Annotated in this window: 16 protein-coding genes; 8 read left to right on the forward strand and 8 right to left on the reverse strand. The window is 72.0% G+C overall.

From position 1 onward, the window contains the following. The 3 genes from E1269_RS23885 to E1269_RS23895 all read right to left on the reverse strand — a co-directional run bounded on the left by E1269_RS23885 (window position 1) and on the right by E1269_RS23895 (window position 3478). Window positions 1-1260: an arginine deiminase gene (locus E1269_RS23885; RefSeq protein ID WP_131899277.1), complete on the reverse strand. Its 1260-nt coding sequence runs from the start codon at window positions 1258-1260 to the stop codon at window positions 1-3. 29 nt (window positions 1261-1289) lie between these two features. Then, entirely contained in the window at window positions 1290-2717 is a 1428-nt protein-coding gene (locus E1269_RS23890; RefSeq protein ID WP_131899278.1) for a basic amino acid/polyamine antiporter, read from the reverse strand. A gap of 95 nt (window positions 2718-2812) precedes the next feature. Then, entirely contained in the window at window positions 2813-3478 is a 666-nt protein-coding gene (locus E1269_RS23895) for a TetR/AcrR family transcriptional regulator (RefSeq protein WP_131899279.1), read from the reverse strand. A gap of 67 nt (window positions 3479-3545) precedes the next feature. Here E1269_RS23895 and E1269_RS23900 point away from each other — a divergent pair, with 67 nt between their 5' ends. The 6 genes from E1269_RS23900 (at window position 3546) to E1269_RS33915 (ending at window position 7360) form a co-directional block, all read left to right on the forward strand. Continuing rightward, a complete protein-coding gene (locus tag E1269_RS23900) occupies window positions 3546-5114 on the forward strand; it encodes an MFS transporter (protein WP_131899280.1) in 1569 nt (522 codons plus the stop codon). Window positions 5115-5152: 38 nt separating this feature from the next. Beyond that, window positions 5153-5665 carry an O-acetyl-ADP-ribose deacetylase gene (locus E1269_RS23905; RefSeq protein WP_131899281.1) on the forward strand — a complete coding sequence of 171 codons (513 nt, stop codon included), beginning with the start codon at window positions 5153-5155 and terminating at the stop codon, window positions 5663-5665. 72 nt (window positions 5666-5737) lie between these two features. Next, on the forward strand, window positions 5738-6118 hold the full coding sequence (locus tag E1269_RS23910; RefSeq protein WP_131899282.1) for a DUF2255 family protein: 381 nt from the start codon (window positions 5738-5740) through the stop codon (window positions 6116-6118). A 57-nt stretch (window positions 6119-6175) separates the two neighbouring features. Beyond that, window positions 6176-6367 (forward strand): hypothetical protein, encoded by a 192-nt coding sequence (locus E1269_RS23915; RefSeq protein WP_203434017.1) that lies wholly within the window; start codon window positions 6176-6178, stop codon window positions 6365-6367. Between the two features lie 170 nt (window positions 6368-6537). Beyond that, a complete protein-coding gene (locus E1269_RS23920; RefSeq protein ID WP_203434018.1) occupies window positions 6538-7242 on the forward strand; it encodes a hypothetical protein in 705 nt (234 codons plus the stop codon). After that, complete coding sequence (locus E1269_RS33915; RefSeq protein WP_275264630.1) at window positions 7235-7360, forward strand: hypothetical protein; 126 nt, start codon at window positions 7235-7237, stop codon at window positions 7358-7360. The genes E1269_RS23920 and E1269_RS33915 overlap by 8 nt, the downstream gene beginning before the upstream one ends. Before the next feature lie 139 nt (window positions 7361-7499). Here the strand turns inward: E1269_RS33915 and E1269_RS23925 are convergent, their stop codons facing one another. Genes E1269_RS23925 through E1269_RS23940 form a run of 4 tightly spaced genes read right to left on the reverse strand, consistent with a single transcriptional unit; the run spans window position 7500 to window position 12935 of the window. Continuing rightward, window positions 7500-9833 carry a glycoside hydrolase family 3 N-terminal domain-containing protein gene (locus tag E1269_RS23925; RefSeq protein WP_131899283.1) on the reverse strand — a complete coding sequence of 778 codons (2334 nt, stop codon included), beginning with the start codon at window positions 9831-9833 and terminating at the stop codon, window positions 7500-7502. A gap of 26 nt (window positions 9834-9859) precedes the next feature. Next, window positions 9860-10696, reverse strand: a complete 837-nt coding sequence (locus E1269_RS23930; protein WP_131899284.1) for a carbohydrate ABC transporter permease — start codon at window positions 10694-10696, stop codon at window positions 9860-9862. Next, entirely contained in the window at window positions 10696-11613 is a 918-nt protein-coding gene (locus E1269_RS23935) for a carbohydrate ABC transporter permease (protein WP_131899285.1), read from the reverse strand. Before E1269_RS23935 ends, E1269_RS23930 begins: the two co-directional genes overlap by 1 nt. A gap of 2 nt (window positions 11614-11615) precedes the next feature. Beyond that, on the reverse strand, window positions 11616-12935 hold the full coding sequence (locus tag E1269_RS23940; protein WP_131899287.1) for an extracellular solute-binding protein: 1320 nt from the start codon (window positions 12933-12935) through the stop codon (window positions 11616-11618). 214 nt (window positions 12936-13149) lie between these two features. On the opposite strand from E1269_RS23940, the gene E1269_RS23945 reads away from it, so the two are divergent. Next, window positions 13150-14244 (forward strand): LacI family DNA-binding transcriptional regulator, encoded by a 1095-nt coding sequence (locus E1269_RS23945; RefSeq protein ID WP_131899289.1) that lies wholly within the window; start codon window positions 13150-13152, stop codon window positions 14242-14244. Window positions 14245-14259: 15 nt separating this feature from the next. Here the strand turns inward: E1269_RS23945 and E1269_RS23950 are convergent, their stop codons facing one another. Beyond that, window positions 14260-14988, reverse strand: a complete 729-nt coding sequence (locus tag E1269_RS23950) for an SDR family oxidoreductase (protein WP_131899291.1) — start codon at window positions 14986-14988, stop codon at window positions 14260-14262. A 91-nt stretch (window positions 14989-15079) separates the two neighbouring features. Here E1269_RS23950 and E1269_RS23955 point away from each other — a divergent pair, with 91 nt between their 5' ends. Beyond that, window positions 15080-15778, forward strand: a complete 699-nt coding sequence (locus E1269_RS23955; protein WP_131899293.1) for a TetR/AcrR family transcriptional regulator — start codon at window positions 15080-15082, stop codon at window positions 15776-15778. The last annotated feature ends 66 nt before the right edge of the window (window positions 15779-15844 follow it).

Raw genomic sequence — 15844 nt, forward strand, 5'->3', positions numbered from 1 at the left:
TCAGAACGCGACCGGGTCGCGGCTGAGCGGGCAGGTCATGCAGTGACCGCCGCCCCGGCCGCGGCCCAGCTCCGCGCCGACGATCGTGACGACCTCGATGCCGGCCTTGCGCAGCAGCGTGTTGGTCTGGGTGTTGCGGTCGTAGGTGACGACGACGCCGGGCTCCAGCGCGACGGCGTTGTTGCCGCTGTCCCACTGCTGGCGCTCGGAGGCGTACTGGTCGCCGCCGGTCTCGATGACGCGCAGCCCGTCCAGGCCGAGGGCCGCGGCGACGACGTCGACCAGCCGCGCGGACCCCTCGTCCGTGACGTCGACGCCCGACGCCCGGTCGCCGGGGCGCAGCGTGAACACGTGGATGGAGTCGACGATGCGGGGAAAGACGGTGACGACGTCGCGGTCGGCGAAGGTGAACACCGTGTCCAGGTGCATCGCGGCGCGCAGCTTCGGCATGCCGGCGACGATGACCCGCTCGGCGGCGCCTTGGGCGAACAGCGCCCCCGCGACCTGCGTGATCGCGTGCCGGGAGGTCCGCTCGCTCATACCCATGAGCACGGTGCCGTTGCCGATGGGCATGATGTCGCCGCCCTCGAACGTGGCGCGTCCCCAGTCCTGCTCCGGGTCGCCCCACCAGAGCGTGCTGCCGGCGTAGTCGGGGTGGAACGTGTAGATCGACTTGTACAGCAGGGTCTCGTCGTGGCGGGCCGGCCAGTAGAGCGGGTTCATGGTGAGCCCGCCGTAGAGCCAGCAGGTGGTGTCGCGGGTGTAGAGCGTGTTCGGGAGCGGCGGCATCAAGTAGTCGCGCGCCCCGGTCGACTCCCGCGCCAGCGCGGCGTAGCCGGACTGGTAGTCCTCGGGCAGGTCGGTGGTGGCCAGGCCGCCGATGAGGAACTCCGCGAGCGGCCCCGGCGCCAGCGACTCCAGGAACTCCCGGGTGCTGTCGACGAACCCGGGGCCGACCTCGTTCACCGTCACCTTGCGGTCCAGCAGCCACGAGCGCGCCTCGGGGATCGCCATGGTCTGCGCCAGCAGGGCGTGCAGCTCGACGACCTCCACGCCCCGGCCGCGCAGCTTGTTGACGAAGTCGAGGTGGTCGCGCTCGGCCGCCTCGACCCACATCACGTCGTCGAAGAGCAGGTCGTCGGAGTTCGTCGGGGTCAGCCGGCGGTGCGCCAGCCCAGGGGAGCAGACGAGGACCTTGCGCAGGACGCCGACCTCGGAGTGGACGCCGTGCCGCGCGCCGTGGTCGCTGTGGTCGGACATTGCTACGTCCTTTCCCGAGGGTGCGGTGGTCAGAGCGTGATCCACCCCTGGAGCAGCGCGATGACGCCGATCACCGCGCCGAGCACGGAGACGGCGAGGATGACGAGCTCGCGGGGGGTGAACACCGTGCGTCCCTGTTCGCGGCGGGCCATGACGAACAGGACGGTGGCCGGCGCGTAGATGATGAACGAGACCAGGATGTACTTCGGCCCGGCCGCGTACAGCAGGAACGCCGTGTAGGCGGTGGCGAGGCCGGCGACGACGACGTCGCGTGTGCTGCCCGATGGCCAGGTCGCGTCGCGACCCAGCGCGAGCTTCACCGCGTACGCGGCCGCGAGCAGGAACGGGATCAGCGTCAGCGCGCTGGTGAGGTTGAGCGCGAAGTTGAACGCGTCCTCGGAGAACGCCGTGACGATCAGGACGGTCTGCACGAGCACGGTGGTCAGCAGCAGCGCCGGCCCCGGCACGTCGGCGGCGTTGGAGCGGCCGAGGAAGCGCGGCATGTCGTCGTCGCCCGCGGCGACGAACAGGACCTCGGCCGCCATCAGCGTCCAGGCCAGGTACGCGCCGAGGACGGACACGATCAGGCCGACGCTGACGAAGACCTCGCCCCATTCGCCGACGGCCGCCTCGAGCACGCCGGCCATCGACGGCTGGCGCAGCTCGGCCAGCTCCTCGTGCGGCAGGATCCCGTACGACACGATCGTCACCGACGCGAAGATGCTCAGCACCATGGCGAAGCCGAGCAGGGTCGCGCGGCCGACGTCCTTGCGCCGGCGGGCGTGCCGCGAGTACACGCTGGCACCCTCCACGCCGAGGAACACGAACACCGTCACCAGCATCGTGCCTCTGACCTGCTCGTACAGCGAGCCGAGGTCGTCGCCGCCGCGCCAGTTGTCCGCGAACACCTGGGGATCCAGGTAGAAGACCGCCAGCAGGATGAAGACGATGATCGGGACGACCTTCGCGACGGTCACGATCCGGTTGATCGCGGCGGCCTCTTTCGTGCCCCGCCGGATCAGCAGGTAGAAGGTCCACACGCCCACGGTGCTGAGCACGATGGCCAGCACGGTGTCGCCGTCACCGAGGGCCGGGGCCACCGCACCGACCGTCGACATGATCAGCACCCAGTAGGTGACGTTGCCGACGCACGCGCTCGCCCAGTAGCCGAAGGCGGAGAAGAAGCCCAGGTACTCGCCGAAGCCGGCCTTGGCGTAGGCGTACACGCCCGCGTCGAGGTCGGGGCGGCGGACCGCGAGAGTCTGGAAGACAAAGGCCAGCATGAGCATGCCGCTGCCGGCGACCGTCCAGGCGACGAGCGCGCCGGCCACGCCGGTCTCGCTGCCGAACCGCTGGGGCAGGGAGAACACGCCGGCGCCCACCATGGAGCCGACGACCATCGCGGTGAGGGTGGCAAGCGTGACCTTGTGTACGGACTGTGCAGCCGTACTGGCCATGGCCGGCCCCCGTGCCCCGTCGACGATCACGCGTTTAGCACGTCGAAGATCGTATCGCAAGTGCGCTGGCGGGATGGGGTGCTTCCGGGATTCGCTCAGGTGGCCGGTGCGTCGTGGTGGAGCTCGTGTGCCCGCACCGGGGGCTCGCTGAGCCCGAGGCTGTGCGCCAGGAGGTGCGGGTAGTCGGTGGCGATCCCGTGCAGCAGCGTCTCGACCGCGCGCTCGGTCTCGTGCGCGTCCGTTGTCGCGTGCCCGAACAGCGCCCGATAGTGGACGAACGAGGCCAGCAGGTCGAGGGTGAGGCCGACGTCGAGGTCGGCCCGCAGGTCGCCGCGGGCGATCGCGCGGTCCAGTGTCTGCGCCACCGCGGCCCGTGGCGGGTCGAACAGCGCGGACATGAACTCCGCGCGCAGCTCCGGCTCCGATGAGCAGTCGGCGTACAGCGGGCCGAGCACGTCGGGCGGCATCCGCCGGAACGCGGCGATGAAGACGCTCAGAGACTCGCCCAGGTCGCACATGGTGCAGGTGGTGTCGGGCACCTCGATCTCGCCGAGGCGCCGCGCGAGCGCGGCCAGGACCAGCCGCTCCCGCCCGGCCCAGCGCCGGTAGATCGCCGGCTTGGTGGTGCCGGCCCGCCGGGCCACCTCCTCCAGCGTGAGCCGGCGGTAGCCCGACTCGTCCAACACCGCGAGCGTGGCGTCAAGGACCGCCGCGTCGATGCGGGCGTCCCGCGGCCGTCCGGTGGCTCGAGGGGATTGCATGATCGCCAGTCTAGCGATTAAGTTACGTTACGACTCGTATCGATATTGAGGACGAAGGAGCCAGCGCATGTCCGCGAGCGATACCGCGACGCCCGAGGCCGGCCCGAACCCGGCCCACGGATCGCGTCGCTGGCTCGGCCTGGCCGTGATCTCTCTGCCGACCGTGCTGATCGCGCTGGACAACAGCGTGCTCTTCCTCGCCGGCCCGCAGCTGGCCGCCGACCTGCGGCCCGGCAGTGCGCAGATGCTGTGGGTCCTCGACATCTACGGCTTCATGATCGCCGGTTTCCTCGTCACGATGGGCGGCCTCGCCGACCGCATCGGGCCGCGCCGGCTGATGCTGATGGGCGCGGTCGGCTTCGGTGTGGCGTCGGTGCTTGCGGCGTACTCGACGTCGGCGGAGATGCTCGTCGTCGCCCGGGCGCTGCTCGGGGTCGCGGCCGCAACCCTGATGCCGTCGTCGCTGGTCATGGTTCGCCTGCTGTTCGTCGACCCGAAGGAGCGCACCCTCGCCATCGGGGTGTGGACGGCCTGCTTCTCCGGCGGCACCATCCTCGGCCCCGTTGTCGGCGGCGTCCTGCTGGAGTGGTTCTGGTGGGGTTCGGTCTTCCTGATCGGCGTCCCGGTGATGCTGCTCCTGCTCCTGCTCGGTCCGGCGGTGCTGCCGGGGGTCCGCGACCAGGGCGGCGGCCGGCTCGACCCGCTGAGCGTCGTGCTCTCACTCGGCGCGATCCTGCCGTTCATCTACGGCCTCAAGCAGTTGGCGGAGGAGGGCCTGGCCGCCGTGCCCCTGGCGGCGATCGCAATCGGGGTGACGCTGGGCGTGGTGTTCGTGCGGCGGCAGCGCCGGCTGGAGAGCCCGGTGCTCGACGTCGGGCTGTTCACCACCAAGGCGTTCAGCGCCGCACTCGGCGTGCTGCTGATCGCGATGGCCGTCCTCGGGGGCGTGTACCTCTACGTGACGCAGTACCTGCAGCTCGTCGCCGAGCTGTCGCCGCTGTGGGCCGGGCTCTGGATGGTCCCGGCCGCCGGCGCGGAGATGATCGTGGCCGTCCTGGCGCCGCTGATCGCCCGGCGGCTCCGCCCGGCCCACGTGGCCGCGGCCGGCCTCCTGGTCACCGTCGCCGGGCTGCTCGTCCTCACCGGCGTCGGTGGCGGCGCCGGGCTCGGCCTGCTGGTCACCGGCGCCGTGCTGATCCACGTCGGCGTCGCACCGATGATGGTGCTGAGCACCGACATCGTCGTCGCGACGGCGCCGCCTGGAAAGGCCGGCTCGGCCGGGTCGATGCTGGAGACCAGCGGCGAGTTCGGTGTCGCCTTCGGCGTCGCGGCGCTGGGCTCGGTGGGCACGTACGTCTACCGCCGGCAGTTCGCCGACGAGGTGCCGGCCGGTGTCGACGCCGCCACCGCCGAGGCCGGCCAGAACACGCTGGCCACCGCCACCGTCGTCGCCGACGGCCTGCCCGCCGACGCCGCCGCGGACTTCCTCGCCGCCGCGCGCGACGCCTTCGCCGCTGGGCTGCAGACCGTGGCCGGCATCAGCGCCGTGATCATCGCCGCCCTCGCGGTGGTCGCACTGACCATGCTGCGCAAGGTCCCACCGTCCGGCCACACCGACGCCGACGACCTGTCCTGAGCGTCCCGGGCCACAGGCGCCGCGGCATGATGGTGGGCATGGTGTCGGTCGAGGTGGTCCGCGGTGACATCACCGCCGAGGACGTGGACACGATCGTGAACGCCGCCAACTCGTCGCTGCGCGGCGGGGGCGGGGTCGACGGCGCCATCCACCGGGCCGCCGGTCCGCGGCTGGCCGAGGCCGGTGCCGCTCTCGCGCCCTGCCCACCTGGGGAGGCCGTCGCGACCCCTGCCTTCGACCTCGACCCGCCGATCCGCCACGTCATCCACACCGTCGGCCCGGTCTGGAAGGGCGGCACCCGCGGCGAGGCCGACCTGCTGGCATCGTGCTACCGCCGCAGCCTGGAAGTCGCCGACGAGCTCGGCGCCCGCAGCGTCGCGTTCCCGGCCATCTCCACCGGCATCTACGGCTACCCGCCCGACCAGGCCGCACGGATCGCCGTCGACACCGTCCTGTCCACGCCCACCCGGGTGGAGCGGGTTCGCCTGGTCGCGTTCGACCGCCCGACGTTCGAGCTGCTCGGCGAGGCATTGCGGACCCGTTCGTCGTAGAGCGAACACGGTCTCGGGAAGCTCGCGGCCCGACGGGGAGTTCGATCATGGCATGAACCGAGGTGGTCGACGATGACGAACTGGACCGAGGACGAACTTGCCACGATCGCCAGCACGGACGAGCTGCGCCTCGCATCGCGGCGGGCGGACGGCTCGCTGCGGCCGTACGTGATCATCTGGGCGGTGCGTTCCGGCGGCGACGTGTATGTCCGTTCCGCGTACGGGCCGGGCAACGGCTGGTATCGGCGGGCGCTGGCCAGCGGCACTGGGCGCGTGAAGGTCGGCGGCGTGGAACGCGACGTGACGTTCGAGGCCGTGGACACGGACGGCCAGGGCGACATCGACGCGGCGTACCACGCCAAGTACGACCGGTTTGGGCCGGCGATCGTCGGCACGGTGGTCGGCGACGATGCCGCGAAGGTGACGATCCGGCTGCTTCCGCAGGCGGTCTGAGCGGCGTCGATAGGGCGGCGGATCGGGCTCCGTCGAACCGTAGCTGGTCCAGCGTGCGTGCGTCGCCCGGCCGGCCTCGGAGCGCAGCCGCTCCACCGTCGCGACGGCCTCGGCGAGGCCGGCGCCACGTGGTGGCTGACGGGGATCGAGCCGGACACCATCACCGTCGACGGTGTCCGCGGGGTGCTGCGCGACGGCCGGCCACCGCCTGAGTCGCTACGCCTGTCGTGCCGGACGCCGGGCTGCTAGCCTCATGCCGTGGCGCCGTCCCGCGCCCAACCCCCGGTTCCGGTGCTCACGCCGCCGGCGTCAGCGGGGGCAAAGGGGGCTCGAGTCCTCGGGATGCCGGTTCGGTGTGTCCTTTCCGGCGGACGTCGCGAGCGTGAGTCGCGTCGTGCCGCCCACGAGAGGAACACCTGATGACCAGGCAGAGCTCGTTCAAGCACCTCGTGCGCACCCGCATGGCCAAGACCGGCGAGAGCTACACCGCGGCCCGGGCGACCCTCCTCGCCGGCCGGCTCGCGCCCACCCGTGATGCCGAGGAACCGGTGCTGACCGCTCCCGACGCCATCATCCGTGAGCGCACCGGCCGCGGCTGGGAGGAGTGGTTCGACCTCCTCGACGACTGGGGCGCCGCGGGGCGCCCGCACCGTGAGATCGCCCGCCACGTCGCCGAGCTGCTCGACGTCGTCCCGCTGGCCTGGCCGGCGCAGGCGGTCACCGTCAGCTACGAGCGGGCCCGCGGCGGCCGGGCGGTCGGCCAGCACCCCAACGGGTTCGCCGTCACCGCGTCCCGCACCGTCGACGTGGACGTCGAGCGGCTGTTCGACGCGTGCGCCGACGAGCCGCGGCGGGCGGGCTGGCTGCCCGGCCGGGTCCTACGGGAGCGGACGGCAACGCGGCCCAGGTCGGCGAGGTTCGACTGGATCGGCGTCGACGGCCTCGCGCCCGGCCAGGGCCGCGTCGCCGTGACGTTCGTGCCCAAGGGCGAGGCCAAGGCCCTCGTCGCGATCGAGCACTCCCGCCTTCCGGACCGGGAGGCGGCCGCGCTGCTGAAGGCGTGGTGGCGCGAGCGCCTCGGTGCGCTCAAGGCGCGGCTGGAGGACGGTAACCCCGATGCCTGACCTCGACCCGGTCGCCGTCGTCCTCGGCACGGTCGCGGCCTTCGTCCTGGGATTCGTCTACTACTTCAACCTGGCGGCCTGGCGGGCGACGCGCGACGCGCGACCAGCTTCGAGCTGACCCCACCGGCCGCGTCTTCGTCGTCTTCGTCGCCGCGCTGGACGACCCCGTCAGCAGCCCGTACGACCAGGCGTTGCGCCGGCAGATCGCCGAAGGGCAGCGCGCCGAGCTCTACGCCTGATCCCGGGACGCGCCACCGTCACCGGTCCAGATGGGCCGGCGTGACCATGACGCGCGGTCCGTCGACCACGCGCGGCTCGCCGATGATCGACAGGCGGGCGGTCAGCGGGACGTCCTGGCTGGACGGCCCGGCCCACAGCGTGAGCGGGCCCGGCTCCACGACCCGCCGGCGGTCGAGGCCGATGAAGGAGGTGCGGTCGGCGTGGACGGTGAACGTCACCCGCCGCTCCTGGCCGGCCGCGAGGGGCACACGCAGGTAGCCGACCAGCTCGCGCACCGGCCGCGCGACCGAGGCGACCCGGTCGCCGAGGTAGAGCTGCACGACCTCCTCGGCGGCGCGCGGGCCGGTGTTGCGCACCGTCACGGTCGCCTCGATCGAGCCGTCGACCGGCAGCTCCGGCTCGCTGAGGACGAGACCGGCGTACTCGACGGTCGTGTAGGACAGGCCGTGGCCGAACGGGTAGAGCGGCGTCGGGTCGAGGCTGGAGACGCCGTCGCTGCGCTGGCCCAGCGGCGCGGTCCGGTATGTCGGCACCGTCACCGCCGGCGTGCGCGGCACGGCGACGGGCAGCCGGCCGCCGGGCTGGACCCGTCCGGACAGCACGCCGGCCAGCGCCGGGCCGCCCTCCTCGCCGGGGAAGAACGCCTGGACGACGGCGGCACATCGCGGCGCGAGGCCGCCGAGGGCGTACGGGCGGCCGGACACCACCACGAGCACCACCGGCGTCCCGGTCGCCAGCACCGCCTCGACCAGCTCGGCCTGCACCCCTGGCAGGGTGAGGTCGGGTGCGTCGCAGCCTTCGCCGGACGTGCCCCGGCCGAACAGCCCGGCCAGGTCGCCGACGGTGACGACGGCGACGTCGGCGTCGCGGGCGAGCCCGGCCGCCTCGGCCAGGCCGGAGCGGTCGTCGCCGGTGATGGCGCAGCCTGAGGCGTGGAGGACGTCGGCCGCCGGCAGCTCCTCGCGCAGCGACTCCAGCAGCGTCGGCACCTCGATCCCGAGATCGTCGCCGCCGAGCTTCGCGAGCACGTGGTTGGGGAAGGAGTAGCAGCCGAGGAACGTCCGCGGCTCGACCGCCGTCGTGCCGATCACCGCGACCCGCCGCGGTCGCAGGTCGAGCGGCAGCAGCCCGTCGTTGGCCAGCAGGACGATCGACTTCTCCGCCACCGACGCGGCCAGCGCGCGGTTGCCGGGGGAGTCGAGGTCGCGTTCCTCGACGGAGTCCGCCGCCGGGTCCCACGCCGGGTCGAGCAGCCCGAACGCCGCCTTCTGCAGCAGGACGCGGCGCACGGCCTCGTCGACGGCCCGCCCGTCGACGAGGCCGGCGCGGACCAGGGCGGGCAGGTGCCGGAACGCGTTGGTCTCGGGCAGCTCGACGTCGACCCCGGCGCCGAGGGCGAGCCGGCCGGCGTCCGCCGCGTCCTTGGCCACACGGTGCTTGACCTGTAGGAACGGCACAGCCCAGTAGTCGGAGACGATCGTGCCGTCGAACCCCCAGGCGTCGCGCAGGAGCCCGGTCAGCAGCTCCCGGCTCGCCGAGGGCGGTACGCCGTCGACGTCGGAGTAGGAGCTCATGGCCGAGCCGGCGCCGGCCTCGCGCACCGCCATCTCGAACGGCGGCAGCATGGTGTCGGCCAGTTCGCGCCCGCCCATCGAGACCGGGGCGTGGTTGCGCGCCGACCGCGACGCGGAGTACCCGACGAAGTGCTTGAGGGTGGCGATGACCCCGGCGGACTGCAGGCCGCGCACGTACGCCGAGGCGAGGGTGCCGACCAGGTACGGGTCCTCGCCGATGGACTCCTCGACCCGGCCCCAGCGGTAGTCGCGGACTACGTCGAGCACCGGAGCCAGGCCCTGGTGGACGCCGAGGGCGCGCAGGTCGGCGCCGATCGCCGCGGCCATCGCCTCGATGAGAGTCGGGTCGAACGTGGCGCCCCAGGCCAGCGGCGTCGGATGGACGGTGGCGCCGTACGCGGTGAAGCCGGTCAGGCACTCCTCGTGCAGCAGGGCGCCCAGCCCGAACCGGGACGCCTTGGTGACCTGTCGCTGCCGCTCTCGCAAGGTCGCCACGCCGGCGGCGACCGAGACCGGGCGGGTGCCGAAGACGCGGGTCAGGTGGCCCAGGCCGTGCTCGATGGCCTCGGGGAAGTTCCGGAGGCCTTCGGCCATGTCCGACTCCATCGGGGCGACGCCGCCGCCGTCGCCGTCGTCGTCCTCGGTGTCCCGGTCCCAGTAGCTGCCCAGCTGGCCGGCCTTCTCCTCCAGCGTCATCGCCGAGAGCAGCGCGTCCACCCGCTCGGTAAGCGGCCGGCCGGTGTCCTGCCAGGGTCCGGCGGCGGTGTCTGTGCTCATGGACGTCCCTTGGTCGTAGGTGCGGGTCACTTGCCGAACCCCGCGGTCAGGCCGGACACGATCTGGCGCCGCCCGACGATGTAGGCGGCGAGGACGGGGAGCGCGGACAGCGTCACGGCGGCCAGCACCGCGGGCACGTTGACGGCGAACTGGCCCTGGTAGGTCCACAGCGACAGCGGCAGCACTCGCACCGACGAGCTCTGCGTGAGGATCAGTGGGAAGAGGAACCCGTTCCACACCTGCAGTGCCTCGTAGACGCCGACGGTGACCAGCGCCGGGCGCGAGAGGGGGAGCACCAGCGAGTGCAGGATGCGCCAGTGCCCGGCGCCGTCGGCGTGCATCGACTCGAACAGCTCGGCGGGGATGTCGCGGACGAAGTTGACGATGATCAGCACGCTGATCGGGATCGCGAACGCCACCGCCGGCAGGATCAGCGCGAACAGCGAGTCGTAGAGCCCGAGCCGCACGATCAGGTAGTAGACCGGCACGATGGTCGCCTGCACCGGGATGGCCAGGCCGAGCAGAACGACGCTCAGCACGCCGCGCGACAGCCGCGAACCGGACCGCACAAGGTAGTACGACGCCATCAGCGACGTCGCGAGCACCAGCGCCACCGCGACCACCGTCACGATCACGCTGTTGGTGAGGTAGCGCAGGAAGTCGTTCTCCAGCACCAGCCGGTACGCGCCGAGCGTCGGCGCGGCCGGCGGCAGCAGCGGGTTCTCCGCGTAGTACGCCTGCTGCCGGCGCAGGCTGGTCAACACCAGGTAGTAGACCGGCACGATGGTGACCAGCAGCCACAGCAGCCCGCCGAGCGCGCCGATCACGTTCGGCCGCTCGCGGATGACCCCGGGCGCGGCCATCACAGGCCCGCCTGCTGGCTCTGCATCCGGCCGGCGCCGGACAAGCGGCTCAGCGCCAGCGACAGCGCGAGCCCGACGCCGACGAGGATGACGGCGATGACGCTGGCCGGGCCCATCTCGTAGCCGCGGAACCCGGTCAGGTACATGTGCAGCGGCAGGATGCGGGTGGCGTCGCCGGGTCCGCCGCCGGTGAGGATGAACACGAGGTCGAAGTAGGTGAGCGAGCCGACCAGCATCAGCGTCGACGACGTCACGATGGTGTAGCGCAGTTGCGGCAGCGTGACGTAGCGGAACTGCTTGACCCGTCCGGCGCCGTCCAGCACGGCCGCCTCGTACAGCGTCGCCGGGATCTGCCGCACCCCCGCCTGGTAGAGCAGCGCGTGGAACGGGACGAAGCACCAGCCGACCACGAACACCACGACGTAGAGGGCGAGGTCAGGATCGCCGAGCCAGTTCGTCCGGAACGCCGTGGAGTCCAGCGCGCGCGACAGGCCGAAGTTCGGGTCCAGCAGCGACCGGAACGTGATGCCGATGGCCGCGGACGAGAACAGCAGCGGCAGGAAGTACAGCACCGACCAGACTGCGCGGTAGCGCTGCCGGCCGGCCATGAACACGCCGAGCAGCAGCGCGACCGGCGCCTGGAACAGGTAGGAGAGGACGACGAAGACGAGCGTCAGCCACATCGCCTGGCGGGTGGCCGGGTCGCTGACGGTGTCGAACCAGACGTCCGTGCCGGCCCACGACGGCGTGCCCAGGCCGTCCCACTCCGTGAACGACAGCACCACGACGCCGCCCAGGGGGAGCAGGGCGAACAGGGCGAAGATCGCCAGCGCCGGCGCGGCCAGCCAGAACGGTGGTCCGGTGCGGGGTCGCGCGGCACGTCGCGAAACCGCACCGGACCGGATCGAGAGGGTCATCGTCAGAGCGTGGCATTCATGGCATCGACGAACTGCTGCGGCGTGATCTCACCGAGGAAGATCTGGCTCAGGTTGGTCAGTAGCTCCTGCGCCTGGTCGGCTGGCAGCGCCTGGTCCCAGGAGAGCTGGAAGTGCGGCGCGTCCTGCACCAGCCCGTAGGCGAAGGCGAGGTATTCCGCGTCGTCGCTCTGCGCGATCTGGTCGTCCAGGCCCTCGACCGGGGGGAGGCTGCCGGCGTCGAGCATCGCGGCGAGCTGCTCGTCGTCGTAGACGTACTCGTTGACGTAGTCCAGGGCGGTCTGCCGCTCCGCCTCGCTGGCCGCGGCGGAGATGGACCAGAAGTTGGCCGGGTTGCCGACGATGTTCCCCGGGTCACCGGCGCCGCCCTCGATCTCGGGGAACGTGGTGAAGCCCAGCGCGCTGCTGGCGAACTCAGGCGCGTCGGTGTGGAACGTCGCGTAGACCCAGCTGCCCTGCAGCAGCATCGCGGCGCGGCCGGTGTGCACCAAGGCCGCGTCGGCGCTCTGGTCGGCGGCGACGGAGGCGAACGCGTCGCCGAACGCGCCGGCGTCGACCAGCTCCTGGATGCGGGTCAGCGCCTCGAGGACGGCCGGATCGGACCACGCGTCGGGTTGGCCGTCCAGCACGGCCTGGAAGACCTCGGGCCCGCCGATGCGGTCGGTCAGGTACTGGATCCACATCAGCTCTGGCCACACGCTCTGGCCGGCCAGCGAGAACGGGATGATGCCTGCCTCGTCGAACGCCTCCACGGCGTCGAGGGTCTCCGCCCACGTGGTGGGGACCTCGATGCCGACCTGGTCGAACAGGTCCTCGTTGTAGTAGAGGACGACCGGCTGCACGTCGTTCATGGGGACGGCGTACGTGGTGCCGTCGATCGCGCCGTTCTGCGCGACCGAGGGCATCACCCGGTCGACCAGCTCCTGGGTGTCCGCGGTGATGTCGACGACCTGCTCGTTCGCGACGTAGTCGGCGAGCGTGCCGCCGGTCCAGCTCATGATCAGCGTGGGCGCCTCGCCGGAGCCCACCGACGTCCTGATCTTCTCCTTGTAGGCGTCGTTCTCGTACTCCTCGACCGTGATCCGCTGGTCGGAGTTCGACTCGTTCCAGCGCTCGAACGACGCGGCCGTGACCGGCCAGCCGCCGCCGGTGAGGATCCATGCGCTGGCCTCGCCCCCGCCGCCTGCACCGCTGGAGTCGCCACCGTTCTCGTCCGTCGAGTCGCCGGGGCTGGCGCCGCCGCAGGCGGCCAGCGTGGCCGCGAGTACGGTGGCGGCCACCACCCGGAGTCCTGTGTGCCTCATTGCGCCGTCCTGTCCGTCGTGGAGCAGTGGCTCCGGAGAGTCAACGTTCCGAAACTATTACGACGTTGTTTCGGATGTGCCGAGAGTAGTGGCGACCCTATTGTCCGTCAATACATGCCATGACGCGCGATACAGCCGTGATGCTGTGGCTTGACAAGGGCTATCCGTCCGAAATAGTTTCGGTGATCGAACTGGAGAGACGGAGGTGCGGCGCATGGGTGCGGAACGGCCGACGCTGGACACCGTGGCGCGCGCCGCCGGGGTCTCGAAGGCGACGGTGTCCAAGGTGCTCAACGGCCGCGGCGACGTCGCGCCCGAGACGCGTGTACGGGTCCAGGCCAGCATCGACGCGCTCGGCTACGTTCCCAGCACCGGCCGGCGGGTTCACGGCACGGCGCCCACCGTCACCGTCCTGTTCGACGCGTTCGTCAACCTCTACTCCGCCCAGGTGCTCTCCGGTGTGGTCACTGCCGGCATCGAGCTCGGCGCCGACGTCGTCGTCACCCACCTGCCCGGCGCCGACGGCCCGCAGGCGCTGACGCCGGCATGGTTCCGCGAGCTGGCCGCGAAGGGACACCTGGGGCTGATCGTCGTCACCACGGAGGTGCGGCCCGACCAGGTCCGCGCCTGCGCCGACGCCGGCCTCGGGCTGGTCGCCATCGACCCCGTGAGCATCGACCCCAGCACCACCGACCAGCTGGTCAGCGTCAGCGCCACCAACTGGTCCGGCGGGCTGCAGGCCACCGAGCACCTGCTCTCGCTCGGCCATCGCCGCATCGGCTTCGCCGGCGGCCTGCCCGCGTCGCGGCCAGCCCAACAGCGCCTGCACGGTCACCTCGCCGCGCTGAGCAGCCACGGCGTCAAGACCGACGACGAGCTCATCCTCAAGGTGGGCTTCAGCTACGACGACGGCCGCTCCATGGCCGCCCGCCTCCTCGACCTGCCGAACCCGCCGACCGCCGTGGTCGCCGGGTGCGACGCGTCCGCCCTCGGCGTCATGCAGGAGGCCCGGCAGCGCGGGCTACGGCTCCCCGAAGACCTCAGCATCATCGGCTTCGACGACACCTACGCCGCCGAGTGGGCCTCGCCGCAGCTCACCACCGTCCGCCAGCCGATGCGGGAGATGGGCCGGGTCGCGCTGCGCACGCTGCTCGGCCTGGCCCGCGGCCACCGCCCCGAGACGCACCACTTCGAGCTGGCTACCACCCTCGTCGAGCGCAGCTCCACCGCCGCGCCCCGCCCCGGAGGTGACGCGGTTCATCACCGGTGGCTGGCCGACCAGCCCCGACCTGACACCGGCGGCCTGTGACGGCGGGCGGCCGGTTCAGACGACGCCGCCGTTGGCGTACAGCGTCTGGCCGTTGACCCAGCGTCCGGGGCCGGCGAGGAACGACACCACCTCGGCGATGTCGTCGGGCATGCCGAGCCGCTCCATCGGGTTCGCCCGCGCCATCCGGTCGACGGTCTCCTGGTCCTTGCCGTCGAGGAAGAGCGCGGTGGCCGTCGGGCCGGGCGCGACGGCGTTGACGGTGATGTCGCGGCCGCGCAGCTCCCGGGCCAGGATCATGCTGATCGCGTCGACGGCGCCCTTGCTGGCGGCGTACGCGGCGTAGGTGGGCAGCGCCAGCCTGGTCACCGAGGTGGACAGGTTGACGATGGCGCCGCCGCCGCGGACCCGCCGGGCGGCCTGCTGGTCGACGACGAACGTGCCCCGGATGTTGGTGCGGTGCAGCCGATCCAGGTCGGCCAGGTCGAAGTCGGCGACGTTGCCGAGGATCATGAGCCCGGCCGAGTTGACCACGACGTCCACGCCGCCGAACTCCGCCTCGACCGTGTCGAACAGTGCGGTGACGGCGGCTTCGTCGGCCACGTCGGCCTGGACGGCGATGGCGGCGCCGCCTTTGTCGGTTATGGTGCGCACGGTGTCGTCGGCCTCGGCGCGGTTGGTGGCGTAGACGACGGCGACGGCTTGGCCGTCCGCGGCCAGGCGCTCCGCGATGGCGCGGCCGATGCCGCGGGAGCCGCCGGTGACGATGGCTACGCGTGTGTTCATTGGTTCCTCCCAGTTGTTATCGACGATAACCGTAACGCTTCGCGAGCCAGAATGCAACCGTTGATATCCAATCTCTGTTATCATCGATTCCATGCCTGATCGTTCCGAGACGCGGCAGCGGATCGTCACCGCCGCGGCCACGCTCCTGACCGAGCAAGGACGCGACGCCGTCACCACCCGCTCGGTCAGCGCCGCGGCCGGCGTGCAGCCGCCCACCATCTACCGGCTGTTCGGCGACATGCGGGGGTTGCTCGACGCGGTGGCCGCCGACGGCTTCGAGCGCTACCTGGCGCGCAAGGCCGCGCAGGCGCCGTCGGGCGACCCGGTCGACGACCTCCGCGCCGGATGGGACCTCCACGTAGCGTTCGGCCTGGAGAACCCTGCGCACTACCAGCTCATGTACGCCGGCCAGACACCGGGCTCGGCCGGCAAGGCTGTCGCGCAGGCGCACGGGATACTGCTGGGTCTCGTGGGTGCGGTCGCCGCGGCTGGGCGCCTCGCAATGCCCGTCGAGCGGGCCGCCGCGATGATCCACGCCGCCGGCATGGGCGTCACCCTGAGCCTCATCGGCACCGCGCCGGCCGACCGCGACCCGCGGCTGTCGGCCCTCACCCGCGAGGCGGTCATCGCCGCCGTCACCGACGCCGACGACGACCGTGCGCCGGACGACGGTGAACCGGCGCGGCGAGCCGTTGCCCTGGGTGCCGTCCTCGACGCGAGCCCGGTTCGGCTCAGCACGGGGGAGCGGGCGCTGTTGGACGAGCTCCTGGAGCGGCTCGCGGGCGCCTGACCACTGGTGCTGCCCGGATGTGGGCCTGGGAGCGGTCCGCCGCGGTCGCTATGCTGAGGCGTCCTC

This window comes from Jiangella asiatica (assembly GCF_004349065.1).
Lineage (GTDB): Bacteria > Actinomycetota > Actinomycetes > Jiangellales > Jiangellaceae > Jiangella > Jiangella asiatica.